This is a genomic window from Rhizobium sp. NPDC092011, assembly GCF_044756305.1.
GTDB lineage: Bacteria > Pseudomonadota > Alphaproteobacteria > Rhizobiales > Rhizobiaceae > Rhizobium.
The window spans coordinates 67,810-93,941 of record NZ_JBIVSO010000007.1 but is presented as its reverse complement, the minus strand read 5'-3'; the positions used below and the strand labels follow the sequence as shown (position 1 = coordinate 93,941).

Here is a 26,132-nt window from a genome sequence, read left to right as displayed (position 1 = left end):
AGCCTTAACCGCAGCGGTTCGAGATATGCTGCATCGGAACTCGGCCCGCTCATCGCGGTTTCGAAATAGTAGAGATCGCCATCGATCATGCCCGAGTCTGCACGACATCCGTGTTGAGAAAATTGAGCGCCAGGACCTGTTCCATGTCGACCTTGACCTTATGGACGCCGGGCGTTTTGAAGCCGCATGGAAAGCTTTATTCGCTCAACTATCATGTAGGCTTGGTTCCCCACCATAAGTTGACGGTGCTCGGGAAAGAGCCGGAACCGTTGTCCCTGCCATTTGTGAACGCTATCCGTTTGAACGTCCTTGGCAACGGACATCCACCTTGTCTGCATGATTTGGCTGCCCTCGGTCCAAATTGCAAAACCTCGCTTTTGGTCCTTCGGGCGAAGCCGAAAACGACGCCATGCCGATTTTCAAGCGGCGAGGATCGCGCTGACCATCCGGGCTGTGCGCGGTGCCAGCGTCAGCCCGATATGACCGTGCCCGAACGCGTAGACGATACTTTTCCCGGCTTTGGATGGACGTATCACGGGCACCGAATCCGGCATTGACGGACGAAATCCGAGCCAAGTGCGGCTTGGCGCACCCAGATCCGGGAAAATGCGGCGTGCATTGGCCAGAAGAACCTCCAGCCGGCGCGGATTGACGGGAGCGGTAAGGCCGCCGAGTTCAACGGTGCCGGCAATGCGCAACCGCCCTTTCATCGGACAAAAATAGAAGCCGTGGTTCGTCGGACAGACCGGCCTTTCAATCGGCAGATCGCTCATGTCGAATTCGAGGTGATAGCCACGTTCCGTATCAAGCCGAACGGGGTCGCCTATCTCGGCCGCGAATTTGCCGGAATGAGCGCCTGCCGCCACGACAGCCGTCTTTGCTGCGATAATATGGGGCGGGGCGGAGATGCGCACGCCGTCGCCTTCCCTAGCAACGCCCGTCGCCATCGCCTTTATAAATATGACGCCCGCCTTTTTCGCCGAAGCAGCCAATATCTGCATGACCTCACCCGGATCCGTGAAGTTGATGGCGTTCGGAAAAAAGAGGCCCCCTCCCTCGACGGGCGGCAACCGCGGCTCGAGGCTTGCGACCTCATCCGGCGACAACAGCTGCTGAGCGATCCCATAGTGCCGTCGAAGCTCGACATCGGCCGCCGCTGCCTTGAACGCCTTGGGTGTCTGGTAGAGATATAGGCATCCCTTGGCGCTCAGGAGGTCCGATGCACCGATTTCCGCGGCGAGATCAACCCATTCCGTTGCGGCGTCCGACAAGAGCGCGGCGATTTTACGGGCATTGTCGCGATAGCGATGTGGCATCGCCTCATAGGTAAATCGCATGAGCCACGGGAACATGGCAGGCATCGCAGCCTTGCGGATTGCCAGCGGGCTGTCGGCATTGAACAGCAGCGAGGCGATATTCTTGAGGACTGCCGGCGTACCGACCGGGATGATCGCATAATCCGCAATCGTGCCCGCATTCCCGTAGGAGGCGCCCGAACCCGGATCGTTGGGCTCGATCACGATAACCTCGCGACCTTCGGCCCGCAGTCTCAGAGCCGTCGTCAGCCCAATGACCCCGCCGCCTATGATCGCGATTTCTGTTTGCATTCTAGTCATCTGATCTGCGTGGACCTTTTGTCGAGGCGGCGACCATCAGGCAACGGCAACCCTTGGCAGGTCACCGCGTTTGGCTTTCGCCGCAATTCGGATTGGATATGCATTAGGCCGGAGACGCATATCGGCCGACATAGGCGGCTGTTCGAGCCTCTTTCGGCCGCTCAAGTACTTCGGCGGGTGACCCTTGCTCGATGATATGACCGCCATCAACGAAGATGACCCGGTCCGACACGTCCTTGGCGAATGGAAGTTCGTGTGTGACGATGATCATCGTCATGCCATCGGATGCGAGCTCCGACATGACGCGGAGAACCTCTCCGGTTGATTCCGGGTCCAGTGCAGAGGTGGGTTCGTCGAACAACAATACCGTCGGGCCCAGCGCGAGAGCACGAGCTATCGCAACACGTTGCTGCTCGCCGCCGGACATCTGTTCGGGGTAGGCCATGGCCCGTTTGGCAAGCCCGACCCGCGTCAACAGCCGAACGGCCCGCTCGACCGCTTCGCGCTCGCCGACCGCAGCTGCATGCATCTGCGCCAAAACCACATTCTCCACCGCGGTCAGATGCGGGAAGAGATTGAAGCGCTGGAACACCATGCCAACACGCTGACGCAGCTTTGCAAGTTCGCGGCAGACCAGCTTGCCGTCATCAAATATCGTTTCCTCACCGATGGAAATGGTGCCGTATTCGGGGCGCTCAAGAAGGTTGATGCAGCGCATGAGGGTGGTTTTGCCGCCGCCGCTCTGGCCGATGATGCTGACGATCTCTCCTCTTGAGACAGCAAGGTCAATTCCGTCGAGAACAAGCCGACCGTCAAACGATTTTCGAAGTCCGGCGATTTGAACGGCAGGCCGCGCGATAGACGACTTCGGAGCCTGCATCTCTAGTGACGCCATGAACTATGTCCTCCCCTGAGCCAGGAAGCTCTTTGCCATCCTCAGCCGCCGCCGTCTCGCAACGGTGAGCGGCACGCCCGCATGGATCTTGCGTTCCAAGACCAACAAACACTGGGATACCGGATAGCAAATCGCAAAATAGACTGCCGATATGACCAGATAGACCTCGAGCGAACGAAAGGTCTCTGAGGCTATCAACTGCGCCTGGGTCATGAGTTCCGCAGCGGAGATGGTGACCAGGAGAGACGTCGACTTGATCAGGTCCACGAACATCGTGTTCGTTCCAGGGAGCGCGAGACGTACTGCTTGCGGCAGGACGACATGGGTAAACGTCTTCGTCCGGCTAAGCCCCAGAGCCTCGGCGCCTTCCTGCTGACCGCGATGAACACCCGATATCGCGGCACGGAAGATCTCGGACAGATACGCCGCATAGAACAGGATCAGGCTAAGCACACCCGCCTCGAAAACCTCGAATCTCACCCCGACCGCCGGCAAGCCGAAATAGGTCAGAAAGATGATCGCCAACAGCGGCACATTCTTGAAAATCTCGGTGTAGAACGCTGCCAGTATGCGCAAGATCCGGAGCCGATTGAGCCGCATCAAGGCAATCGCAAGCCCGAGTATCGCGGCGCCGACGAAGCTGGCGATCGTATAGCCGAGGGTTCTGAACAAACCCTCACCTATGTTGCTGACATAATCGCTCCAGGGAACCTGAAACAGGCCGGTCAAGACTGAAAACGAGCTCATCTCCTTGCGCCCGTTCTTAGTTCTGGATCGACGGTGGCGCCCAATCCGCTGGGCGGTCGATACCACGACGCTGCGCCGCCATCTCCGGTGAAGGGACAAGGAACTGCTTCGGGTCACCGCCCCATTTGGTGATCAGGGATGCCAGAGAACCATCCTTGTACATTGCGTCGATCTGGTCGGAGATCGCCTTCTCCAGCTTTAGCGATTGTTTCGGCAGATAAAAGCCGGTCATGTAGGCTTGGAAGTATTTATAGTCGGGATGGGCGGCGACCTGCTCTGCCGTTGGCGGAGTCAGATATTCGATGCGAACTTTCATATCGGGTCGCTGCTGCTGCTGGTACGTGATCAGCAACGGATCAAGAAACCCGACATCCAGCCGCCCGGACGCAAGGTCAGAGAACACGCTGTCGGCCGCAGGGTAGGAATGCGGCTTGGCGTTCGGGACCTGGGCAATCGATTTCGCCCAGACATAACCGGTAACGGTACCGAGGTTCTTTCCTTCAAGACTTGCGACGTCAGGGAATTTTGCATCCTCACCCACGGCCATGGCCGGCGGCGAATAGTATGGGGGATCCGTAAACAGCCCGACTTTTTGACGGGACTCGGACCAGGCGATCCCACCGATCGTGATATCCGCCCGCTGGGCTTGAACCGACCCGAGCATTCCGTTGAAATCAGTGACGCTGAATTCGACCTTGAGGCCGAGCTTGTCGGCAATCGCTGCCAGTATGTCGCTGTCGAGGCCTACAAGCTTGCCATCCTTGACCGCGGTATAGGGCATATACGGCTGGATCGTCACGGACAAAGTTCCGGATTTCAGGAGTTCGAGATCCTGTGCGCTGGCTGTCGCCGACGGGATGGTTGCGGCAAAGCCGAAGCCGATGACGCCAATCCCCAAAAGCATCGATTTGCCCATTGACCAAGATTTCACCATCTTAAGCTCCTCCTCTTATATATTGGTGATATATCGGTAATATATTGACCATATATCCAGATGATGCGATGTCAAGAAGATTCATTTTTGCCGGTTTGCGAACGAGAGCGACTCGGCGCAAAAAGCACATGAAACGAAGGAAGTCTTGAGAATGCTCGCAGCCGAAACGGACTATGTGGCACCTGAATCGACGCTTGCGGAACGCACTTATGTGCGCTTGCGGGAAGACATCATCACGACCGAACTGGCGCCGGGAACCTTGCTGAAAGAAACTGATCTCATGGATCGCCTGGGTGTGGGCCGCACTCCGGTCAGGGAGGCCTTGCTTCGCCTCCAGTGGGACGGCTTCGTCGTCGTCAGTACAAGGCGCGGAACATTTGTCAGCAAGGTGGATCTCAGCGATCTCACCGCCGTCTACGAGGCACGCGCACGAATAGAGTCCTGGGCAACCCGCTTGGCGACGGAACGTCTCCGTGAATTCGAGCGGGCAAAAGCATTAGAGCTCATAAAAGAGCTCAAGGAAACGACGGGGCCAATGGAGCTCAATGAAATCCTGGCGCTGGACCGCCGTGTCCATCGCTTCATCTATCAGGTTGCCAAAAACCCCTATCTTCGCGACACTCTCGAGCACTATCACAATCTATCGCTGAGAATATTGTATGTGTCGATGAAGCAGTTTCCGGTACTCGTGCCACGTCTGGAAGATGTACTGCGGCAACAAATACTGATGCTGGAGGCCGTATGCAGCGGAGACGCCGCAACCGCTGAGCAGATCGCAATGGATCACGTCCTCACCTTCGAAACCGAGGTGCGCAAGATTATTTGATAATCCCCACCCATAGCGCACTTGATGGGATTCGAACGGGCGACGGGTCATATAGTCACGTAGCAGGGGATCAGTGCCTTCGCTTGGGATTGCGAGATATCTGCGGTAGCTGAAAGCGGGCCACGCCGGCGACCTATCACCTCCTCGACAATCCCCGATCGCTCCAAGTCAGCGAGCGCAGCATTGACGTTCGGCGCGGAAAGGGCATGTCACCTCAACGGTCTGGCTTGCCGCATGAAAGAGTTGGGCTGAAAGGGGTCGTGAATACCAAGGGCTGATCCGGCTCTGTCGAGCACCGTTCTCACAAGGGTCTCAACAACAGAGTGGAAAATGCTCATATGCCCCTGCTAAAAGAAGAACCTTCGACACAGGGTTTCCGAGCATCCGGCAGCTTGCAGCGGTTCATCCCGATCCTTGCTGCGCCTCGAAGTCTCTTAGTCACCCCAAGTCACACACGATCCGTGCCCCACATTCATTGCATTCGTGCAATGGCGCACCTGAACGCAGTCACCGGCGCAGCCAGTCGATAGCAGATTGCCTGCGCCAAAGACTACTCGTCGCTAGACAACGTGACAACTCCGTCGACCGTAACAGCTAAGTAGAACTGCGCGGCCAGGCTGGCGAGGCAGCAGGCCCGGGAATCTGATCCCGAGCCCTTTTTGTTGAGATCTTATTCCGGTTCGAAGGATTCTGCGAAGAAACTGGCAATCTCGGAATAGACCTGCATGCGGTTGCTTTCCATCAGGGCCAGATGCGTCGCCTCTCCGATTTCAACCCATCGCCGGTAAGCGGCGCCGGTAAGCCGCCTGAAATAGGACTGAGCCAAATCGAGCGGAACATCAATGTCCCATTCCCCGTGCAGCAGCAACACCGGGCAGCGGATGTCGCCTGGCTGATAGTAGGGATTCTGGGCTCGCCAATAGGTGCGAATATCCTGAATAGGCCCGTTGGTGGCACGGAGCTTTCCTAGCTGCCGATCGACCTTAGATGTCTCTTCGGCAAGGGTGTATTGTGCCCAGAGATCGAACCAACCTTCAGGAACAAGACGTTCGCGGGCGTATTCAGGTGCAGTACCCAGCCAACGATTGAGAGCTGCGTGGACAGGAACCAGCCGATATGAATCCAAGGGGCCACCCTGGTCGATGGGAATGGGCACGTCGCTCAGCCATTGCGGCGCGAGAAGCGCGAGCTTTACGACCTTGTCACCATTCGATGCGGCATATGCCCCTGCGACCGTACCGCCCCACGACATCGCGAAAATGTTGACAGCCTTGAGGTCGCGAAAACGCAGAACGAAATCGACGGCGGTTGCAAAGTCCCTGACGCCGGTGTCGGTGGCAACATGGGGAGGATTAAGATCGGGCTCTACCAGCATTTCCGCCGGACGACTGGATCTTCCATAGCCACGAACGTCGACCGCAAAGACATCGAAACCTTGATAGGCGAGGAAATCGAGGAAGGACATCCCGTTGAAAGGCACGTCATAAAGACTTCCGGATGAGAAGGTTGCCCCATGCACCATCACGATCGTCTTTTCGGCAAGAAAGACCTTATGGCCTTTCCGCCTCTTGTTGCGGACATAGAGCTTGATGCCAGCAGTGTCGCTCTCGATGTGGTGCTCTTCGAACAGGATCTCGTTTGTGTCGAATTCTCGAGATGTGAGCTTGTTTCTAGGCATAGGTCCACCTGAATTTTTCGCCTTCACGGGTGACGTAACCCGCAGACGAGCCGGGGAAATGAGTGGAGAAGTACGTCGCGCGATTGTTGACCGCGAATTCAAGGACGCGGCGCCTGGACTGAACGGCTTGGTCCGGAAACTCGCAAAAGACGGTGTTGAGGTCGGGACGACCCACCTGGACTGGATGGTTCATGACATCCCCGCCGAATATCGCCGCTTCATTGTCCAATTCCAGTAAAACGGACATGTGACCGACGCTGTGCCCGGGGGTTGGCAGGAAGGTAAATCGATCCAGAAAAGGACCGCCCGTGCAGTCGATGAAATCGGCAAGCCCAGCCTCGATCACCGGCCGCACACTGTCCTCGTAGACGCCGAGGCTGTGCATATTGGCGTCGTTGTGGCTGGCCACCGACGAGTAGTATTTCTGCTCGGCGCGCGGAAAGATGTAACGAGCATTCTTGAATGTGGGGAGCCATTTTCCATCTCGCAGCACAGTATTCCAGCCGGAGTGATCGACGTGCAGATGCGTGTTGACAACGAAGTCGACCTCCTCCGGCTCAATGCCCGCATCACGCAGCCTGTCCAGAAATGGAATGGCCTGATGGTGGAATATCGGATTGCTGGGCCGTTCCTTATCGTTACCGGAGCCCGTGTCGATGAGGATGACATGGTCCGGCGTCCTGACGAGCCAGGTATGGATGCTCACGACGAGGGTATCTCGGTCCTCGTCCATATCGACCAATGCCAGAGCTGGCTCCAGCGCCTTGATCTCTTCGGATTTGGCAGTTGGATACAGGAAGGAAGGTGGAACATGATGCAGGTATTGCTCCTGCACCTTCCTAACCGTCGCGCCGGCAATATGATACTCTTTCCCAAGATCGCTCATGGAACGTCCCCTATTGAATTGAACTGAAGCCGCGGGCAGCGCTGTCCGACGGCTATGGACAATAGGCGTGTTTCATGTAACGATCAAATCGATGAATGAAATTGCCTCCATCGATCATTTCAATTTATGGTCTTTCGACCTAAACCTGCTTGTCGCCTTCGATGCGCTCATGAAGGAGCGCAGCGTGACAAAGGCTGCCGTTCGGCTGAAGATCCAGCAGCCTGCCATGAGCCACAATCTCGCGACTTTGCGGACGTTGCTCCAGGATGAGCTATTCGTTCGCGTCGGTCAGGTCATGCAACCGACCCATCGGGCACTCAATTTTGCCGATGCCGTAGAGCAAATACTTAGCCGCACGCAGCAGGCAATCGTAACTCCCACGACCTTTGAACCCGATCGAGCAGAGCAAATCTTCCGCATCGGCTTTTCCAGTGAGCTGGAAGTGCTGCTCGTGCCACGTCTTGCCGCCATGTTAAACGAGACGGCCCCCGGTATCAGGGTGCTTGCCCGCTCAGCCGATCCGCAGCTGGTTCACAAGCTTCTCGACGATAACGTCATTGATCTTGGCGTCGGCTGCTACGACGACGGCAACAACAGGCATCGACGGAGCGTTTTATTTGAGCAGTCACTGATGTGTTGCTACAACCCGAACCTTCTTCACCTTCCCAGGAAATTGGATCGCGACACCTATATTGGGTTGAAGCACGCGCTGGTTTCGCAAAAGGATGCCATCGAAGGCTGCATTGACGATGCACTGAAGCGCATAAATGTCCGGCTCGATGTATCTGTGGCCGCGCCGGAGTTTTTGACTGTGCTGACCGCTGTCCTGGAGGCACCTTTAATCGCGACCCTGCCGACGAGGATCATCAAGCGATACGCAGGCCTGTTTGGCCTGGCAACGGCAGATGCTCCTCTGGATTTAACGGTGAGCCCAATATCAATGGTTTGGTCCGTCGCGCGCGATAATGATCCCGCCAATCGATGGATGCGATCTGAGGTGACACGGTTGGTTTCTGCCTACAGCTGATCTTGTCTCATTGCCTCCCTACCCGCAAGCATCAGGCAGGAGGCAATGTTTCAAGGCAGCTGCCGTCAAGGTTTGCAGCAACGGCCTCAAGGAACGTGTCGCCCAGAGCGTTGGGGCCGGGCACGGATCAGCGGGCACAACACAATCTTCGTCGACGATCGCGATCCCTTGGCTTATGGTTTCCAGATAAAATAGAAGAGCTTGGCCGGGCGAGGCGTTTTATGAAATCCGTCAAAGATGAAACTAGACATAGTCCCCTGAAAGTCGGGTTCGTCCTTGCGCGATCATTTACTCTTTCTGCCTTCGCGCTGTTCGTCGATACGCTGAGATTGGCAAGCGACGAGGCCGACAAATCCGGCCGGATTCTGGCCGACTGGCAGGTATTGGGCAGCACCCGGCATCTCATTACCTCGAGCTGCGGTGTGCAGGTCGCGCCGACTTCGGATTTTATCGATCCGCACGAATTCCATTACATCGTCGTGGTTGGCGGGCTCCTGAACTCCGATGTCACCATCGACGACCAAACTTCAGACTATCTGAAGAAAGCCGCAGCGCAAAAGGTGCCGCTGATCGGGCTCTGTACCGGCACATTTATTCTGGCCCGATTGGGGCTTATGAAATCGCACCAAACCTGCGTCAGCTGGCTGCACTATCAGGCATATCGGGAGCAGTTCCCAGGCCATCCGGTTCGCTCGGACCGCCTGTTCAACCTTGATCGGAACCGCGGCTCCTGCGCCGGCGGTAGCACGGCGGCTGACATGGCTGCTTTTCTGGTCCGGCGACACATCAGCAGGGACGCGGAGCGGAACGCTTTGGAAGTGCTGCAGATCGAGCGGGCACGATCCGGACTGGACATACAGCCACGCAAGCCGCTTGACATCCAATGCCAGGATCCGCGCCTCAAAGCCGTGTTGATAACGATGGAAAGACATACCGAAGATGTCGTGCCGACGGAAAACCTTGCCGCATCCGTCGGGTTGTCGCGGCGACAGCTCGAACGCTTGTTCATGGAGGAAATGAAAACGTCTCCCGGAATTGTCTACAAACGCATTCGCATGGAACGCGCCCGGCAGATGGTCCTGCAAACGAAGGCGCCGCTCATCGAAATCGCATTGGAGGTGGGCTTTGACAGCGCTTCCCATTTTGCGCGACTGTTCCGCCGGCTTTACGGTCAGTCGCCGACTGAGTTGCGTCGCGCGCATGCCTAGGGCACCCGCCGGAAACCCATCTCGCTAAACAGTTGAAATTATGGCGAGGTGACCGTTGTCGGCCTCGAAGGTATAGGCGCAGCCGGCCCGGCATCTCAATCAACCCACAAGCCCGCTATGGCTTTGAGAATGACACGTTTTAGACCGAGCGATGAAACTCGTCTGTCGACGTTTTGGATCGAAGCAGAGTCTGCCACCTCATCGTTGTTTGACGTCCTCAAATCGAATGCCGAAGCGGGCGAGATATTTCGTCAAACGATCCGCGTCATTGCTGCTTTTCTTTTCCTGGCGTGAAATCGCAAACAAGGCTCTGCCCGCAGAGCTGGCCGTCGCATGCTCGCGGCAGGTGCGAAGCACTGACGCAAGCTGCACCATATCGAAACGATCAAGGCGGGCGGCCGCTTCTGCACCCAACAGGTCTTCAATAATCGTACCGGTTCCATCATCATCGGTCGCGCGGCGCCAAAAGGCGTTCAGGCGCTGGACTTCATCATCAACGACCTCTGTCGTGATGCGTCCGTGGGGCGCGAGTGTCGCCATGCGTGTCACTGAGGCGGACAGATCCCGAAAATTAGCGCTCCAGACAGCCTGTGGACCGGTGGCAAACGTCAGGTAGCGTTCACGAGCTTCCTTGTTGAAGGTTATGTTTTCACCTTCCCTCTCCAGATAGTGCCTGAGTTCGAAATCGAGATTGGGCTCTATGTCCTCCCTGCGCTCTCGAAGAGCCGGTAGCCGGAAAGTCCAGAGATTGAGCCGGGCATAGAGATCCTCGCGGAACCGTCCCTTGCGAACATCCTCGCCTAGATCTCGGTTTGTTCCGGCGAGCAATTGAAAGTCTGCGGACGCTTCGCGGTCGGCCCCTACTGGCAAAAATCTCTTCTCCTCGATTGCACGAAGGCACATGGCCTGCTCATCGAGGCCGAGTTCGCCAATCTCATCAAGGAACAACACGCCCTTGTCGGCAGACTTGAGTAGGCCAGCTCGCTCGCCGGCAGCGCCGGTGAAGGCGCCCTTCACATGGCCGAACAGCGCGGACATCGCTTGGTCGCCACGTAATGTTGCGCAATTGACCTCGACGAAAGGCCCACTGATTTTCCGCTGGTTTTTCTTCAATTCGTATATCCGGCGGGCAAGCTGTGACTTGCCGGCGCCAGTTGGACCAGTCAGGAGCACGGGCGCAGTGGACCGGATCACCACTCTCTCGATCTCGTCGATCATTTTGTTGAACGCGAAATTGCGGGTCGATATGCCTGATTTAAGGAAGGAAGCCGCATCTTCGCGCTCGGAGGCGAAGCGCTTGGCAATCTCATCGTATCGGGAAAGATCCAGGTCGATAATCCGGTACGTGCCGACAAAATCCTGCTCAACCTCTCGATCGCGCGGCGGTGACAGCTGCAACAGGCGGCCAGGGATAATGCGGGCCTCGGTCAGCAGGAACCAGCAGATCTGCGCCACATGGGTACCGGTCGTTATGTTGACGAGATAGTCTTCCGTGTCCGGGTCAAAGCTATAGCTGCGCGCAAAGTCTCTGAGATTTGTGTAGACCTCTGAAAAATCCCAGGGATCGCGGAAGTTAATGATATTGCTACGCACCTCCGTCGCCGGAGACACTGTTCCTATGTCACTCGTGATCCGATGGCTGAGGGACTGCGCGTGATCGTCGTGGATCAACTCCAGCCGATCGACAAAGAGGCTCGGTTGTTGGCAAAGCGCGACGGTGGGACGCCAACGACTCCAGCGATTGTCCCATTTCCCCGCATCGAGGGTTGTTCCCAATATGCTGATGGCAACCCGTCGCTTCATGACCTATCCAATTTTATAAAGTCCTATATGAAATAATAATAATCTCCAGAGGCTAAATTTTGCAACCACAGACCTCAATGCATTCAACTGAAATATTTTCGCAATTAAAACAGATGGATAAGAGATTTATTCGCTTACCTCACGCTCGCTCGATCAAACTGGCACGCCACTTGAAATGTATCAGGCACGAACCGGCAGAGAGCAACTATCGCGGTCCCTGCAAGTTTGTCGCCCAAGCGGTGTGAAAGGAAGCAACTCAACAGAAGGACTGCAGACGCAGGAAAGACAATGACAACGGTAATGAGCGGACAGGATTTGATCGATGCCGGCATGAGCCAGGGAAAATGGTTTCGGCCAGCCCTTGACGCTGCCAATGAGATACTGGGCAGGGGCGGTTCGATGACGGATGCGCTGGAGGCGGCAAAGACCTTCCAGCCTGGGCCGACACTCGCCCTCAGGGCCGACAACGATATTGAGATCTATTCGAACATCCGCGCCGAAAACACCTTTGAGCAGGACAACATCGAAAAGGTCAACGCGACGATGCGAGCTTTGGTGCGCACCCCGGTTGTCCGTTCCGCGGCCATCATGCCGGACGCTTGCCCTGCTGGTCCGATCGGCACAATCCCCGTCGGCGGTGTGGTCGCCTCCGAAGCGATTCATCCCGGCATGCATTCGGCCGATATCTGCTGCTCGATGGCGATCTCGATTTTTCCGGGCGTCGATCCGAAAACGCTGCTGGACGCAGTGCATGCCGTGACGCATTTCGGTCCGGGCGGCCGCCCGCGCGGCGGACAGTTCAAGCCGTCCGAAGCGACACTATCGGCTTTTGAACAGAACCCCTATCTGCGCGACGGAGCGTTGAGTGCTAGCATCGAACACTTCGCGACCCAGGGCGACGGAAATCATTTCGCCTATGTCGGAACGATGAAGTCGACCGGCGAAACGGCGCTTGTCACGCATCATGGATCACGAGCTCCGGGTGCGAGGCTCTACGACAAGGGCATGAAGGTCGCCAATCGGTTCCGCGAGCAGATCTCACCGGAGACCCATCGCGAGAATGCCTGGATTCCGGCTGATACCGAGGAGGGCGACCTCTATTGGTCGGCGCTGCAGACGATCCGTCAGTGGACGAAGGAAAACCACTATGTCCTTCACGACATGGCGGCGGAAAAGCTTTCGGCCAAGGTCTCCGATCGCTTCTGGAACGAACATAACTTCGTTTTCCGGAAGTCGGACGGGCTGTTCTATCATGGAAAGGGCGCGACCCCTGCGTTCGACAACTGGGCACACGACGCGACTGGTCTCACCATCATTCCGCTCAACATGGCGGAACCGGTGCTGATCGTTCGCGGAACGAACGCCGCTCACGGGCTTGGTTTCTCGCCACATGGCGCCGGCCGCAACATATCGCGTAGTGCGCATATGCGGCAGTTGTCGGCGGAATATGGGGCAGATTCGCGTGGGCTCAGCCCGAACAACATCGCGGCAATTCTGGAGGAGGAGACAAGCAGTCTCGATGTTCGCTTCTTCTCCGGCTTCGCCGATGTGTCGGAGCTACCGAGTGCCTACAAGAGCGCCGCCAACGTGCGCGCGCAGATCGAACATTACGGCCTTGCCGAAGTGGTCGATGAGGTGATCCCCTACGGAAGCATCATGGCGGGCGACTGGCAGAAGAATGCGCCTTGGCGCAAAAAACGTCGGTAAACCCGAGGGAAGGTAAGCGAATCTCTTGCCTTCTCTCGAGCCCATCATACCTGCGGCCACCGCGACACGGCGTGTTTGTCTTCAACTGCGTTCGCTGTCTCGGTCACTTTAAAATATCGCATAATGTGTGAACGCGTGCGGGGGCCGGTCCACTCCCGCACGCAATTCAAGGGCATTTGCCACGATGGTCTTCTGAGTTTCGCGAGCCGACACAACGACCCCGAATGGTTATTGGGCTTCAGGTCGGTAGGTCGCATTCCCCAAAGAACTCGGCGAACGCCAAATTCGATTCAACTTGGCGAGCTTGACAGTGGCCCAGACAACGCCGCAGTCAGTCTTTCCGCAAGGCCAATTAGCGCATATCCAAAAAAGCCACCGCGTCTCAGTCCCATCTTTATCCTCCATACGTTCCGGACGCCATGCAGCTTGAAAGATTATCTCAATCAGCACCGCAGTGCCCACCGAGAGCACATCCTTAATTTGTCAGGGGGGATTGACCGTTTTTGAGCGGATAGCCAATTCCAACGGGAGACCGCTCTGCGCCAAACGCGGACATGTCTCAACATGTTCGTGAAAACCTACTCCCAACCCATCGCGGACGTGGCACCGCTTATCTAACTGACGACAAACAGACTCTCGAGATGAGGACAATCACGATGGCCGAATTGCTGGACGACGGACCTTTCTTTCATGGCACAATCGCGGATTTGCGCGTGGGTGACTTCCTGACCGCAGGATACCGGTCGAACTATCGTCCCGAAGTGGTGATGAACCACATCTACTTCACCAGCATTGCGGACGGTGCCGGGCTTGCCGCTGAAATCGCGGCTGAACTCACCGAAGGTGACGCAGTCCCCCGTGTTTACCTCGTAGAGCCGACCGGGGCATTCGAAAACGACCCGAACGTGACCGACAAGAAATTTCCCGGCAACCCCACCCGGTCGTATCGCAGCAGCGCACCGCTCAAGATTATCGGCGAAATCACGCATTGGACCAGATTGACACCTGAAGCGCTGCAGATGTGGAGAGAGCGACTGACCACACTGCGCTCAGAAGAACGAGGCGAAATCATCAACTGATGCGAGGCGACACGCATCCTTTGCTCATCACACGATCAAATCACTAAGAGGAGACGGTCTCCCTTCCGCCTCGATCAGACCTCTCCAGATGAGTTATGGAACGCCCGCGTTGGGAGACAGGCGGTGAGCGCGGGCTTTCAGTTGATGCGCTGGATGATCGGCTCGCATGCTCTCATCGATCCCGAGCCCGATGAGAGCGCAGCGCTTCTGGCGCAGGCTTTCGACCTGATCATGGGGCCACGTGTCTCCACGCCGCCGCGAAAACGAGTGGGTTAAAATACTGCAGCTATTCTCATGCGCTCTGACATTAAGCGTTGCCGAAAACCACCGCTCCTCCAGTCATTCCGGCCCCCGCGGCCGCGAGCAGCAGGCGCTCGCCGGGCATGAAGGGCCTCTCCAAATTGGCAAGCGACAGAGACAGGGGAATCGTCGCCGCCGAGGAATTCCCGAACTCTTCGATTGTTCGAACCGTAATTGCAGGGGGTAGTCCAAGCTGATCACTCACCGCATCGACGATCCTCATATTCGCCTGATGCGGGACGAAGCGGTGAACGTCAGAGATTGCAAGTCCGGCGCACTGAATAGCCTTGTTCGCAGCCTGCGTCATCATGCGTACGGCCTCGGTAAACACCGTCTTGCCGTCTCGCATTGTCATCTGCAGTTCACGCGTATCCATATTGGGATGAAACGGATGCGCGCTACCGCCCGCTGGAATTGAAATCTGATCGTAGAATTTTCCGTTGGAAACCAACTCAGCACCCAAGATCCCATCCTGCGGCTTGAGAGAAGGCACAAGCAAGACAGCGCCGGCGGCGTCGGAAAAGACCACTGAACTGGCTCGTTCCTCAATATTTATACGCCGGCTTAGGATGTTGGCTGCAACGACGAGCACAGGCTTGCCGTGTGTTCTGACGAAACCGTCGGCAAGCACGAGCGCGTAGACAAAGCCGGAGCAAGCGCCTGCCAGGTCGATCGCTCCTGACGCCGGCAGGCCGAGTTTCAGGGCCAATAACGGGGCGGAAGGCGGCAGCAGATGATCGGGAGTCGAGGTCGCAAGGAGCGTCAACCCGACGCTGCGACGATCCACGCCGGCGTTGTCGAGCGCCATCGCTCCTGCTTTCGAGGCAAGGTCGGTTAACGTTTGATCCTGCGCCGCCCAACGTCGCGCTCGGATCCCTGTCCTTTTTTCGATCCAACCGGGTTCGAGACCAAGGCGCCCTTCGATTTCAGCATTATCGACACGGTGTTCGGGCACATAGTGGCCAAAGCCCGCCATCCGGCTGGAGACCGTCATCGCCAAGTCCTCCCGATGACGTCCGCCGCCTCATCGATCGCCTCATAAGCCCCATCGAGATCACCCGCGGTTACACAATAAGGCGGCATCAGATAAATGACATTTCCGAGCGGCCGGATAAGGACGCCTCGTTCGCGAAAGAACGCCCTCAACAGCGGCCCGACCTCGGAGAGATAGCCCGTCGTCGTGACAGCAAGATCGAGTGCGGTGATCGTGCCCTGTTGCCTGACATCGACAAAGCGAGAATCGTCTCGGAATTTAGCCAACCTGTCGCTCTGCATTCCGGCGAGCCCATAGATCCGCTCGTCCATCGGCTCCGCACCCCAGGCGGCGAGATTGGCCAGCCCTGCGGCGCAAGCGATGGGATTGGCGGTATAGGAACTGGAATGGTAAAACATCCGGCTGCGATCCTGCGAGAGATGCGCCTCGAATATCTCGGGCTTGCACAGGGTGGCGGCTAGCGGCAATGCACCCCCGGTGATCCCTTTGGAGGTGCAAAGGATGTCTGGTGTCAGCTTGGCTTGTTCGCATGCAAAAAGCGTCCCGGTTCGACCCCAACCCGTCATCACCTCATCGGCAATTAGCAGAGTTCCATGCCGCTCGGTTATTCGCCGGAATTCCTGCAGCAGCCGCGGCGCATACATCTTCATGCCGCCGGCGCCAAGAACGAGTGGCTCGATCAGAAGGGCGGCAACATTGTCGTCACGGCAGAAATGCTCGAGCACATCGATTGTCTCCTGCTCTCGTCCGGGGCCGGGAAACGGGATCGTGTCGACATCAAAGAGCAGCGGCGCATAGGCCGTATTAAAGACGCCGCGCGCACCGGCCGACATGGTGCCGATCGTATCACCATGATAGCCGCCTTCCATGACCACGATCCGCGACCGCTCCGAGCCGCGATTATGGAAGAAGCCCAGCGCCATCTTCAGGCCGACCTCCACCGCGGTAGATCCGCTGTCGGAATAGAACACATGCGTCAGTCCGGGCGGAGCCAGCCGGATCAGGCCTTTCGCCAATTCCTCTGCCGGCTCGTGCGTGTACTCGGCAAAAATGACCTGGTCGAACCGGTCGAGCGCTCCCCGGATCGCCTCCGAAATGAGCGGATGGCGATGCTGATGGGTAATCACCCACCAGGAAGATATCGCGTCGAGAATGGAACGACCGTCCTCATCGATGAGATACGCTCCATCCGTCTGGACGATTTTCTTGAAAATCGGCTCGATCTGATGCTGGGTAAAAGGATGCCAGACGGGTGATGTTGTCGCTGGAGACATCATATCAGGATGGCCTTCCGAAACATTGCGATGTCGAAATGGTCGGCGAATGCCCGGCGAAGAGCATCAGGGGTCAGCGGGTCCAGATGAGGCAGGCAGCCGAGGTCTGCGACATCGCCCATTTCCCCAATGATCTGCCGGGTGTCGGGACGGTCCTCGCCGATGTAGACGACGCCAAAAACCGGAACCTGCCGCCGCCGCATCGCCTCTAACGACAGCAGCGTGTGATTGATAGTCCCGAGCTCGGTCCTTGCGCACAGGATGACAGGTTGGCGCCAACGCGCAAACACGTCAGCGAAAGTCGTCCGGTTGTTCAACGGCACGAGCAATCCGCCGGCACCCTCGACTACAACCGGCTCGTCTGTATGTGGAAGCACTAGTGCCTCCGGATCTATCGCAACTCCGTCCAATTGGGCCGCAAGGTGGGGCGAAACGGGGGTTTGCAGTCGCCATGCCTCTGCTAAGAGCCGGTGCGTTGGGATTCTCCCAAGGCGAGTTGCGACTTCGGAATCCGTCTCCTCTTCCAATCCTGATTGGATGGGCTTCCAATAACAGGCACGGAGAGCATCGGTGAGGGCGGCCGCAAACACAGTCTTGCCGATCCCGGTGTCCGTACCCGTGATAATGAGGCACCTGCTCATACACCTTCCTCCTCAATAACTTCGGCGAGCCGGTCGATCATCCGTTCGATCGTTGGCGCGTCGACATTCAACGTGACGGTGATGCGCAGCCGCGAAGTCCCTATGGCAACCGTGGGGGGCCGGATGGCTCTTATATCGTATCCGGCAAATTGCATTCGCTCGGCGATACGCGCGGCCCGCTCACTGCTGCCTACAATAACCGGCAGAATCTGCGTGCCACTGCCGGATCTGCCGAAGCGCTCGGCAAACCTCCTGTTGGCAAAGGAGACGAGCTCGAGGAGCTTGGCGCGTCGCTCCGGCTCCTCTGACAGAATGGCCAATGCTTGGCGAACACTGGCAGCCTGCAATGGCGATGGCGCCGTGGAATAGATGAAGGGGCGAGCACGATTAACGAGATAATCGCAAATCATGCGACTTGCGCCGACAAGCGCGCCGGCCGCACCGAGGGCTTTGCCACAGGTGTGCAGAACGACCACGTTGTCGCGGCCCTCAAGCTCGGCGGCATATCCAATTCCGTCAGGGCCGTGAACGCCAGTTGCGTGGGCCTCATCGATGTAGAGGAATCCGTCGTTTCTGTCGGCGATCTCCATCAAGTCGGATAGCGAACTGCGGTCGCCATCCATCGAGTACAGGCTTTCGACGACAATCCAGGGAGCGCCGTTCCCCCCACCACGGCGCCAGTCACGGATTGCGCTGTCGATCGCATGCACATCGTTGTGCGGCACCGAAACCACCTGGGCCCGACCAGCTTTCATTCCCTCAAGCGCGCTCGCATGCACGAGTGCGTCATGTATGACGAGGTCTCCCCGCTGCGGCAGTGTCGAAAGCACAGCAAGGTTTGCTGTGTATCCGCTGCCGAAGTAAAGCATCCGCCGTGCGCGGAAAAAGCAAGCGGCCTCTTCCTCAAGTAGCTCGTGCTCGGCGTGATTACCCCGCAGCAGACGCGATCCTCCCGCACCAACCGGTACACCGGCGTCGATCGCCGAGAGCAGGGCATTTCGCATGCGGGAAGAGCTGGCGAGGCCAAGGTAATCGTTTGACGTGAAGTCAAGGCCTGCCTCTCGGTTGAGTGCCCGCAGACGCCCCTTCCTCTGCAACTGCGCCAGCTTGGTGTCGTATCGGGCGAGATTCTGGGAGATCATCGGGCGTTTCCCGTTTCAGCCGTGGAGAGACCCAGCCGCTGGAGCAGGTCCGTGTCGCGATCGTCGCCGGGATTTGGTGCTGTCAGCAATGTGTCACCGATAAAGATCGAGTTGGCGCCGGCAAAAAAGCAAAGTGCCTGCATTTCGTCGCTCATAGCGGTGCGGCCAGCCGTCAGACGCACGGACGATTGCGGCATCATCAGGCGAGCAAGTGCAATGATCCGAATAAAGGCGATTGGATCGACCGGCGACGCCTCCACCAGTCTGGTGCCGGGTACCTGGATCAGCATATTGATAGGGACGCTTTCGGGTGGCACCGGTAAATTGGCAAGCGTTACCAGCATGTCGATCCGGTCATCAACGGCTTCGCCCAGACCCAAAATCCCGCCGCTACAGACTTTGATGCCAGCGTCGCGGACATGTTCAAGCGTCTTCAGACGGTCGTCAAAGCTGCGCGTTGAGGTAATCTCGGGATAAAAGCGCTGAGACGTATCGATATTGTGGTTGTAGTAGTCGAGGCCCGCCGCCGCAAAGGTCCCGGCTTGTTGCGCCGACAACATTCCGAGCGTCATGCAGGTCTCCAGGCCCAGGGACTTGACGCCCTGCACCATTGCGACGATCGCTGCCTCGTCTCGAGGCTTGGGACTGCGCCACGCCGCGCCCATACAGTAGCGACTAGCGCCACCCTCCTTCGCCTTTCGGGCTTCGATCATAACATCCTCAAGCCCCATGAGCTTTGAGGCCTTTAAGCCCGACGCGTGGTGCGCCGACTGACTGCAGTAGCCACAATCCTCTGGACAGCCGCCGGTCTTGATATTGAGCAGCTTGCTGAGCTGAATGCTGTTCGGATCGAAATTCGCCCGGTGTGCGCTGTGCGATTTGAACAACAGATCATTGAACGGCAAATCATAAAGCAGGCGCGCCGATTGCAGCGTCCAGGCCTTGCGGGCGCTCGAACCATTCAAGTCTTCCCCTAGTGCAGCTTCCAACATTTGCATTCTCCAGGCTCGATCACCGGAAGGCAGCGACCAGTATTCGCTTGAATAATATATTATCTATAATTATGCTGCCCTCCTGTCAGAGTACGGCGATATTTCGCCTTAAACAATCAATTTTATCATAGATTATCTATAGTTTGTCATGGCTGAGACAGTTGCAGAACGAATTGCCCGGATCATCGGGGAAAGAATTGTGGCGGGAGATCTCGCCGCGGGACAGCCTCTTCGCCAGGATCGTATCGCCGAGGAGTTCGAGGCCAGCCACGTGCCAGCCCGTGAAGCCTTTCAGTTGCTCCGAGCTCAAGGGCTTGTTGTCAATGAACCTCGCCGCGGCATGCGCGTAGCACCACTGGATCCTCTGTCGATCCAAGAAACCGTCGAGATCCGCGCATCTCTGGAAACACTCGCTTTGAGATTCGCCGCGCCGCGGATGGGTGCCGCCACGTTTGAGAGAATTGAGCTTGCGCTGACAGCCGGCGATTACGCAAAAACCATAGAGGAATGGGAGCGGTCGAACCGCGCATTTCATCGGGAGCTTCTTGCGCCTTGCAGGATGCCCAAGCTGCTGAGCATGCTTGACGACCTTCAACTGGCGACCTCACGCATCATTTTCTCCGTGGCGCGCGGGGAAGGCTGGCGACCCGGCTCAAGCCATGCTCATCGACAAATCGTTGATGCGCTGAAGAAACGTGACGCTGCAAAAGCCGTTGCGTTACTCGACGCCCACATCCGGAGGCTCGAGCGTGCGACAGGCGATAGCAACGGAACAACCAACGGCTTTAAGCCATAGCCATTTTTGATTGGGTTCGCTGCAGACCGGCAGATGTCCTCACATTGCGCGAAATGTTACAGTGGATGACTTCAATGCCCATCCACTTCTTGTGCCGTTCATGGTGGCATCGCCGCGAATTCCGTTTGATCGACTGCCCGATGCACGCCCCGCGATTGTTATGGAATGGGTCGGATCACCAATATCGCAACATTTTGTGGCAAGCTCCATTGCAACTCTCGGGTTTCCCATTGGCATCCCTCACAAGCCACATGCAGGTTGGCCTGCTTCATGTTCAGCGATCTGGGCATCGGAACATCGTTCCTTTGCGAAACCGCAGATAGTCCAATTTTCACCTCGCCTTATTCCAGTCCGTCGCCAGGGCCACGGCTGAACGATCTGCCGGTTTGACTTTGGCTGGGGAGTGGGCGCTTTTGATGCCAGACGGACGCTTCATCCCCTTCTTCTCGAACGCTTTATCGACCTGAGACTTCAGGTCATCCATCTTCCCTTCGCATTCGGCTTCATCTTCTTGATCGCAGCCATCGCAATGTCTTTGACCTGCCCAGGCGTGGCGTCCGGCCCAAGATTTTTGACGGCTGCATCCACCTGTCTGTGGACATGGTATGATGCTTCTGCTGGTTCTCGCCGCATTTGAGTTTGCCACACTTGTCAAACTTGCATTTGTCTTCCGGCGGACAATTACCCGCTGCACAGGTGGCGGTGCCGGCCCGGCGCACGCTATAGCTCTCCGATGAAACTGACACATGTCAATACGCCTGCATCGTCACGCTGAACTCAAGCGACCACAGCCAAATCAGGCGAAGCGCGCAAGCGCGCTATGTCGCGCGCCGGAGGCTCTCCAAAGTGTCGGCGATATTCGCGCCTGACCTGAAGACCAGCGGACTCGACACTCGTTGTAGCTGATGTATCCGAAGTCCCTGGTCATCAATCTGCATCGGAGCAGACTTCATTCCACAACTGCCGAAAAGTTGCTCCGATCTGGATGACGTTCCCCCAGCCGGACGGGAGCCGTACATCGGACTTTGGTCCATGCGCGCGCCAGCCCCACGTCCCACCTCGCTCGACTGAAGCCCAAGGAAGGGAACGAACCGGGACGACGCCCTGTTTTACTGGCAGCTCCGTCGATGACGGACGAGTAGAAAGTGAAAGGAGATTATGATGAAAATGAAAGCACTTAGCATTGCCGTACTCGCGCTCGGCCTGACCGCCGGAGGCGCATTTGCCCAATCGTCAACTGTCACCGGCGCCGCGGGTGGCGCGGTTACTGGAGCAGTTGTCGGCGGACCGGTCGGTGCCGCCGTGGGTGGCGTGGCTGGCGCCATCGTCGGCACGGCTATCGACCCACCACCTCAGAAGGTCGTCACCTATGTGCGCGAGCAGCCCCTTCCAGACGAAGGAACTGTCGTCCAAGAACGGGTCGTCGTCGGCCAGTCATTGCCCGATACGATAGTTGTGCGAACTGTGCCGGAAAATCCGCGATATGCCTATGCGATGGTCAACCACGAACGAGTGATCGTTGAGCCTTCCTCGCGCAAGGTTATCCGGATTCTGAACTAACGACCTTGGAGAGCGGGAAGCCGCTCTCCACCCCTCCCCGGATCGCCAGTGCCGTAGCCCGCTCAGGTTAAAACGACGAGGCAGCCGAACAGTCTCTTTCAACCCTTCGACTTTGCCGCACGAACTTCATAGATATCTGTCGGGCTATAACGCTTGCCTAGCGCCGGATCGGGCAACATCTGGGGGCGGAAGGCCCGACCCGGCGATAGAGCCGGTGGGCGGACCGGCTGCGTATCGGCGTCTGTTGACGCCGAACTATGAACCCAAACTTGTAAACGATGATCCCGCAACCTTGTCGTCGTAGGCGCCTCGCGATCGATACGCTCACTCGATGACGCCGCTGACGCAGCGCCTTCAATCAGCGGCGACCGTACCGCTCTGAGACGTAGTGCTGGTTTCGGACTTCCTTTCCAGCGCATGGCGAACGTCTGTGATTTTTCCGCTGTTTGTTCCAATGCCGAGAATGCTCTTCGCTTCGGCAAGCGTCCGATCCGTCGCTGGTTTGTTCGATAGTTGCGCCAGCGCCGAGCGCAAGGCGTTGTCGCTGAGGGCCGGATCGGTAGGCACTGCCGTTGTTCCATATTGCATTTCGAACTCTGCATATGCCTTCACATAGGCTGAGAGGGCGGCCATCTTGGGATCCTTGGAGTTCAAATAGGCATGGTAGTCTCTGCGGAGCGAGTTCAGCCTGCCTTCATCGGGCTTTGAGACGTGTGTCTTTGCGCTAGCACCGTGCGCTTCGGAGTGTTTGTCCGGGTGATGAGCCCGCAACGTCGATGAGGCACCCTGCGCTGTTGCCGTATTCGCAGATGTGCTGCCTGTGTCGCCGCCGGCCTTTTCATGACCGGAATTTCCTTCGCCATGACCTCCACCATTGCCATTGCCGCCACCGTTTCCGCCCTTGGCGAATGCCGTCTGCGCAAAGCCGATGGCCGTCCCTCCCAACGGAGCGACGGCGAGCGCCAGGCCGAGGCTTGCGGCACCAATGATGACACGAATTCTCATGCGCATTTATCCTTCACAAATGTCCGCCGCCCAAGGCGGTGACCACGATCGTATCGGCAAATCATTGCGCACTAGAATATTGCCGAAATCCCATGTTGCTACACCCCTCGGACCTATGCCTTGGGCGTTTAGACCATAGTCTGATTGATCGCACCCGATGGTCTCGTATATCGCACAGGCCAAGTGACGATGCCTCGCGCGACAACGCGAGCGGCACCAACAGGCACCAGTTGACACTTGGTCCCGCAGGGATAGCTATAATGGGTTGGGAGATCGGTGCGACCATGTCAGTTCCGCGAGTAATTCATAAGTACAAGCTATCTCTGGCAAGTCTCATCGAACGCTGGAACTCGCAATCCTTGGCCAGGCAGTTCCTGCTCGCCGGCGGTTTCGTTGCGACTTGCGCGATGCTGGTTGTCGGCTCCCTCGTTGCCAGCCTCATCGAAAATGCTGTGACACGCAATTCCGCGGCAACCACAGCCCTTTATGTCGACAGCGTCATTGCCCCGCTACTCCCCGATATGCAAACCACTCAGGCCCTCGATGACACGGTAGCACGGGCACTGGACGAGACACTTGGCCAGGGCGCGCTTGGCACGCGCCTATTTTCGTTCCGTCTATGGCGCAATGACGGGACGATCCTCTATTCCAACAACAAGGACCTCTCCGGCAAACGGTTTCCGCTCTCCGACAGCCTGCGAACGGCTTTTTCCGGCCAGATGGTCGCCAAATTCAACCGGATCGACGATGTGGAAAGCGTTGCAGAGCGCAATAGCGGCAAACCGCTCCTGGAAATCTACAATCCAGTGCTCCAGCCCTGGTCGGGCAAAGTCGTCGCCGTCTCAGAGTTTTACGAGGTTGCCAACGACTTCGAATGGAGTCTTAGTCAGGCCCGCGTGTTGAGCTGGCTTGTGGTCGCTCTGTTTACGCTGACCTTCTTCTCGCTTCTGTCGATCATCGTCCTACGTGGCAGCCGAACCATCGACAATCAGCGCAAGGCACTCAACGGCCGCATTGGGGAATTGTCGACACTTCTTCGACAGAACCAGGCGTTGCGGGCGCGCGTTCAACGAGCGACCCAGCGCGCAGCCGCTCTTAACGAGGGTTATCTGCGTCGCATTGGCGCTGACCTCCATGACGGCCCTGCTCAGTTGATCGCCTATGCGTCTTTGCGTCTGGACAGCCGGACCCTGACAAGCCCCAAAGCGTCGTCTGTCGAACGTGACGCGTCACTGCGCGCTATCAAGACCAGTCTCGGCGACGCCATGGCGGAAATCAGAAGCATCTGTAGCGGGTTGATGTTGCCACATATCGAGACGGACAACTTGGCCGATCTCATCAGGCGCGCAATCCGCGAGCACGAACGGCGCACCGGTGTTACAGTTACACTCTTGATGGGCACGACGGCGACAGACCTTCCCACCTCCGCCAAGATATGCGTCTATCGCTTCGTCCAGGAAGGTTTGAACAATGGCTATCGCCATGCCGGGGGGATCGGACAGAAGGTTATGCAGTCTTTGGATGACGAGCAGATTGTCGTCGAGGTTTCTGATGAAGGCCCAGGATTCGACCCAAAGGATGTCGGACCGCAAAAGCTTGGCCTTGCCGGCCTTAGAGATCGCGTCGAAAGCCTCGGTGGCACTTTTCAGCTTTTGTCATCGAGCCAGGGAACTACGGTTCGAATGTCCCTGAGCATCGAGGAAATGGAGCAGGCATGACAGGTGCAATCAGCTTGGGAGTAATAGACGACCACCCGCTTTTCAGGGAGGGCGTCATTCGAAGCCTGACCGAAATGGACGAGTTCAACATTGTCGGCGAAGGTAGCAGCAAGGAAGACGCGTTTCGCATAGCCATGGAACATCGTCCAGACATCTTGCTGCTCGACATTTCCATGCCAGGAGGGGGATTGGACGCCATTCCCCTCATACTCGAGCAGATCCCCAGCCAGAAGATTGTCATGCTGACCGTCTCCGAAGCAAGCGATGACCTGATGACGGCACTGAAGAGCGGCGCCAAGGGCTACGTTCTCAAAGGCGTCGGGTCGCAGACATTAGCCGACATTATTCGCAGCATTGCCGCCGGTCACAGCTATGTCGCACCGACCCTGTCGGCTCGTCTCATTTCGGAAAGCGGATCGGGCACCCGGAGCAATCCCTTCAACGCATTGACGGATCGCGAACGGGAAGTGCTGGAACTGGCTTCCGCGGGTTTGAGTAATAAGCACATTGGCCTGAAGCTTGATCTGCACGAAAAGACCATCAAGCATCACATGACCCAGATCTTCACCAAGCTCGAAGTGAGCAACAGAACGGAAGCTGCAATGGCGTACCGCGATGAGCTTGATAGGCGTCGTCAGTGAAGGAAAGATTTGAGCCGTTGCTCGTCAGCGATCGTTGCGTCGCGGTTGACAATCATGCGGCCCTTTGAATCCCTCATCATATAGCGTCCGCTCTGTATTTTCTCGCTCATCCCGTCCTTGTGATGCACGGTGATTGAGCCATTTCCGTCGTCGGCAGACTGATTGGAATCGACCTGGCTTTGCGTTTCGCTCTTGGCGCTCGACGACTTTCCGTTGGCGTTTCCCTTGCCATTCCCATTGCCATTGCCATTGCCGTTTCCACTTCCGTTGCCGCTATTGCCGCCGCCGTTTCCTCCGCCGTTTCCGTTTCCACCGCCATTGCCGTTTCCGCCACCGTTGCCATTTCCACCACCGTTGCCGTTACCCCCTTTTGCTTCCGCCATCTGCTGCCCAAATGTCGCCGTGGCGCCATGAACTTTGACGGTGTATGGAAGTGCTGTGGTGACTAAGGTCAACAGCAGGCATGGCAGGGCAGCAATCAGCTTTCGACGCAATGACACTATGGCCTCCTGAGGCTTCGAACGGATCAGGCGACGAGCAGATATCATCCCCCGGCACGAAAGCACCGCCACTATCACCAATTGGCAACGTTCTGATCACCATATCAATTCGCCACAACGCTGCGAGGGGTCAAGTCTTATCGAACAGAGAGGGTCAGACTTG

Annotated in this window: 25 protein-coding genes; 10 read left to right on the top strand and 15 right to left on the bottom strand. The window is 57.3% G+C overall.

Annotation, left to right across the window (positions count from 1 at the left end):
• Positions 1-419 precede the first annotated feature (419 nt).
• The 4 genes from ACIQJ2_RS24750 to ACIQJ2_RS24735 all read right to left on the bottom strand — a co-directional run bounded on the left by ACIQJ2_RS24750 (position 420) and on the right by ACIQJ2_RS24735 (position 4,192).
• A complete protein-coding gene (locus ACIQJ2_RS24750) occupies positions 420-1,616 on the bottom strand; it encodes an NAD(P)/FAD-dependent oxidoreductase (RefSeq protein ID WP_400671630.1) in 1,197 nt (398 codons plus the stop codon).
• A 103-nt stretch (positions 1,617-1,719) separates the two neighbouring features.
• Positions 1,720-2,511, bottom strand: coding sequence for an amino acid ABC transporter ATP-binding protein (locus tag ACIQJ2_RS24745; protein ID WP_400671632.1), 792 nt, complete (start codon positions 2,509-2,511; stop codon positions 1,720-1,722).
• Between the two features lie 3 nt (positions 2,512-2,514).
• The gene (locus ACIQJ2_RS24740) at positions 2,515-3,258 is read right to left on the bottom strand and encodes an amino acid ABC transporter permease (RefSeq protein WP_400671634.1); all 744 of its coding nucleotides are present in this window, start codon (positions 3,256-3,258) and stop codon (positions 2,515-2,517) included.
• 16 nt (positions 3,259-3,274) lie between these two features.
• The gene (locus ACIQJ2_RS24735) at positions 3,275-4,192 is read right to left on the bottom strand and encodes a substrate-binding periplasmic protein (protein ID WP_400671636.1); all 918 of its coding nucleotides are present in this window, start codon (positions 4,190-4,192) and stop codon (positions 3,275-3,277) included.
• 151 nt (positions 4,193-4,343) lie between these two features.
• Here ACIQJ2_RS24735 and ACIQJ2_RS24730 point away from each other — a divergent pair, with 151 nt between their 5' ends.
• Positions 4,344-5,018 (top strand): GntR family transcriptional regulator, encoded by a 675-nt coding sequence (locus tag ACIQJ2_RS24730; protein ID WP_400671638.1) that lies wholly within the window; start codon positions 4,344-4,346, stop codon positions 5,016-5,018.
• A gap of 670 nt (positions 5,019-5,688) precedes the next feature.
• Here ACIQJ2_RS24730 and ACIQJ2_RS24725 read toward each other — a convergent pair.
• Positions 5,689-6,696 (bottom strand): alpha/beta hydrolase, encoded by a 1,008-nt coding sequence (locus ACIQJ2_RS24725; RefSeq protein ID WP_400671640.1) that lies wholly within the window; start codon positions 6,694-6,696, stop codon positions 5,689-5,691.
• Entirely contained in the window at positions 6,689-7,582 is an 894-nt protein-coding gene (locus tag ACIQJ2_RS24720; RefSeq protein WP_400671643.1) for an MBL fold metallo-hydrolase, read from the bottom strand. Before ACIQJ2_RS24720 ends, ACIQJ2_RS24725 begins: the two co-directional genes overlap by 8 nt.
• Positions 7,583-7,673: 91 nt before the next feature.
• Between ACIQJ2_RS24720 and ACIQJ2_RS24715 the strand changes: the two genes are divergently transcribed.
• Positions 7,674-8,609, top strand: coding sequence for a LysR substrate-binding domain-containing protein (locus ACIQJ2_RS24715; protein ID WP_199147087.1), 936 nt, complete (start codon positions 7,674-7,676; stop codon positions 8,607-8,609).
• Positions 8,610-8,830: 221 nt separating this feature from the next.
• Positions 8,831-9,817 (top strand): GlxA family transcriptional regulator, encoded by a 987-nt coding sequence (locus ACIQJ2_RS24710; protein ID WP_199147023.1) that lies wholly within the window; start codon positions 8,831-8,833, stop codon positions 9,815-9,817.
• A gap of 198 nt (positions 9,818-10,015) precedes the next feature.
• Here the strand turns inward: ACIQJ2_RS24710 and rtcR are convergent, their stop codons facing one another.
• The gene (gene rtcR, locus ACIQJ2_RS24705; protein ID WP_400671646.1) at positions 10,016-11,620 is read right to left on the bottom strand and encodes an RNA repair transcriptional activator RtcR; all 1,605 of its coding nucleotides are present in this window, start codon (positions 11,618-11,620) and stop codon (positions 10,016-10,018) included.
• A gap of 300 nt (positions 11,621-11,920) precedes the next feature.
• Between rtcR and ACIQJ2_RS24700 the strand changes: the two genes are divergently transcribed.
• From ACIQJ2_RS24700 to ACIQJ2_RS24690, 3 genes are all read left to right on the top strand, one after another.
• Complete coding sequence (locus ACIQJ2_RS24700) at positions 11,921-13,327, top strand: RtcB family protein (RefSeq protein ID WP_400671776.1); 1,407 nt, start codon at positions 11,921-11,923, stop codon at positions 13,325-13,327.
• 656 nt (positions 13,328-13,983) lie between these two features.
• The gene (gene arr / locus ACIQJ2_RS24695) at positions 13,984-14,406 is read left to right on the top strand and encodes an NAD(+)--rifampin ADP-ribosyltransferase (protein ID WP_199147019.1); all 423 of its coding nucleotides are present in this window, start codon (positions 13,984-13,986) and stop codon (positions 14,404-14,406) included.
• 123 nt (positions 14,407-14,529) lie between these two features.
• Positions 14,530-14,682 (top strand): hypothetical protein, encoded by a 153-nt coding sequence (locus tag ACIQJ2_RS24690; RefSeq protein ID WP_400671650.1) that lies wholly within the window; start codon positions 14,530-14,532, stop codon positions 14,680-14,682.
• A 31-nt stretch (positions 14,683-14,713) separates the two neighbouring features.
• On the opposite strand, the gene ACIQJ2_RS24685 is transcribed toward ACIQJ2_RS24690, so the two are convergent.
• Genes ACIQJ2_RS24685 through bioB form a run of 5 tightly spaced genes read right to left on the bottom strand, consistent with a single transcriptional unit; the run spans position 14,714 to position 19,755 of the window.
• Positions 14,714-15,700 carry a beta-ketoacyl-ACP synthase III gene (locus ACIQJ2_RS24685; RefSeq protein ID WP_400671652.1) on the bottom strand — a complete coding sequence of 329 codons (987 nt, stop codon included), beginning with the start codon at positions 15,698-15,700 and terminating at the stop codon, positions 14,714-14,716.
• Entirely contained in the window at positions 15,697-16,977 is a 1,281-nt protein-coding gene (locus tag ACIQJ2_RS24680) for an adenosylmethionine--8-amino-7-oxononanoate transaminase (RefSeq protein WP_400671654.1), read from the bottom strand. Before ACIQJ2_RS24680 ends, ACIQJ2_RS24685 begins: the two co-directional genes overlap by 4 nt.
• Positions 16,974-17,615: a dethiobiotin synthase gene (bioD, locus tag ACIQJ2_RS24675; RefSeq protein ID WP_400671657.1), complete on the bottom strand. Its 642-nt coding sequence runs from the start codon at positions 17,613-17,615 to the stop codon at positions 16,974-16,976. The genes ACIQJ2_RS24680 and bioD overlap by 4 nt, the downstream gene beginning before the upstream one ends.
• Positions 17,612-18,757 carry an 8-amino-7-oxononanoate synthase gene (locus tag ACIQJ2_RS24670; RefSeq protein ID WP_400671659.1) on the bottom strand — a complete coding sequence of 382 codons (1,146 nt, stop codon included), beginning with the start codon at positions 18,755-18,757 and terminating at the stop codon, positions 17,612-17,614. Before ACIQJ2_RS24670 ends, bioD begins: the two co-directional genes overlap by 4 nt.
• Positions 18,754-19,755 (bottom strand): biotin synthase BioB, encoded by a 1,002-nt coding sequence (bioB, locus tag ACIQJ2_RS24665; protein WP_400671661.1) that lies wholly within the window; start codon positions 19,753-19,755, stop codon positions 18,754-18,756. The genes ACIQJ2_RS24670 and bioB overlap by 4 nt, the downstream gene beginning before the upstream one ends.
• A gap of 142 nt (positions 19,756-19,897) precedes the next feature.
• Between bioB and ACIQJ2_RS24660 the strand changes: the two genes are divergently transcribed.
• Positions 19,898-20,545, top strand: coding sequence for a GntR family transcriptional regulator (locus tag ACIQJ2_RS24660; protein ID WP_400671663.1), 648 nt, complete (start codon positions 19,898-19,900; stop codon positions 20,543-20,545).
• A 331-nt stretch (positions 20,546-20,876) separates the two neighbouring features.
• Here the strand turns inward: ACIQJ2_RS24660 and ACIQJ2_RS24655 are convergent, their stop codons facing one another.
• Positions 20,877-21,029, bottom strand: a complete 153-nt coding sequence (locus tag ACIQJ2_RS24655) for a hypothetical protein (RefSeq protein WP_400671664.1) — start codon at positions 21,027-21,029, stop codon at positions 20,877-20,879.
• 677 nt (positions 21,030-21,706) lie between these two features.
• Between ACIQJ2_RS24655 and ACIQJ2_RS24650 the strand changes: the two genes are divergently transcribed.
• Entirely contained in the window at positions 21,707-22,105 is a 399-nt protein-coding gene (locus ACIQJ2_RS24650) for a DUF1236 domain-containing protein (protein ID WP_199147001.1), read from the top strand.
• A 354-nt stretch (positions 22,106-22,459) separates the two neighbouring features.
• On the opposite strand, the gene ACIQJ2_RS24645 is transcribed toward ACIQJ2_RS24650, so the two are convergent.
• Complete coding sequence (locus tag ACIQJ2_RS24645) at positions 22,460-23,110, bottom strand: hypothetical protein (protein WP_400671667.1); 651 nt, start codon at positions 23,108-23,110, stop codon at positions 22,460-22,462.
• Positions 23,111-23,394: 284 nt separating this feature from the next.
• Between ACIQJ2_RS24645 and ACIQJ2_RS24640 the strand changes: the two genes are divergently transcribed.
• Positions 23,395-24,828, top strand: a complete 1,434-nt coding sequence (locus ACIQJ2_RS24640) for a sensor histidine kinase (RefSeq protein ID WP_400671779.1) — start codon at positions 23,395-23,397, stop codon at positions 24,826-24,828.
• Positions 24,825-25,469, top strand: a complete 645-nt coding sequence (locus ACIQJ2_RS24635) for a response regulator (RefSeq protein ID WP_400671668.1) — start codon at positions 24,825-24,827, stop codon at positions 25,467-25,469. Before ACIQJ2_RS24640 ends, ACIQJ2_RS24635 begins: the two co-directional genes overlap by 4 nt.
• Here the strand turns inward: ACIQJ2_RS24635 and ACIQJ2_RS24630 are convergent.
• Positions 25,463-26,047, bottom strand: coding sequence for a hypothetical protein (locus tag ACIQJ2_RS24630; protein WP_400746630.1), 585 nt, complete (start codon positions 26,045-26,047; stop codon positions 25,463-25,465). The genes ACIQJ2_RS24635 and ACIQJ2_RS24630 overlap by 7 nt on opposite strands.
• Between the last annotated feature and the right edge of the window lie 85 nt (positions 26,048-26,132).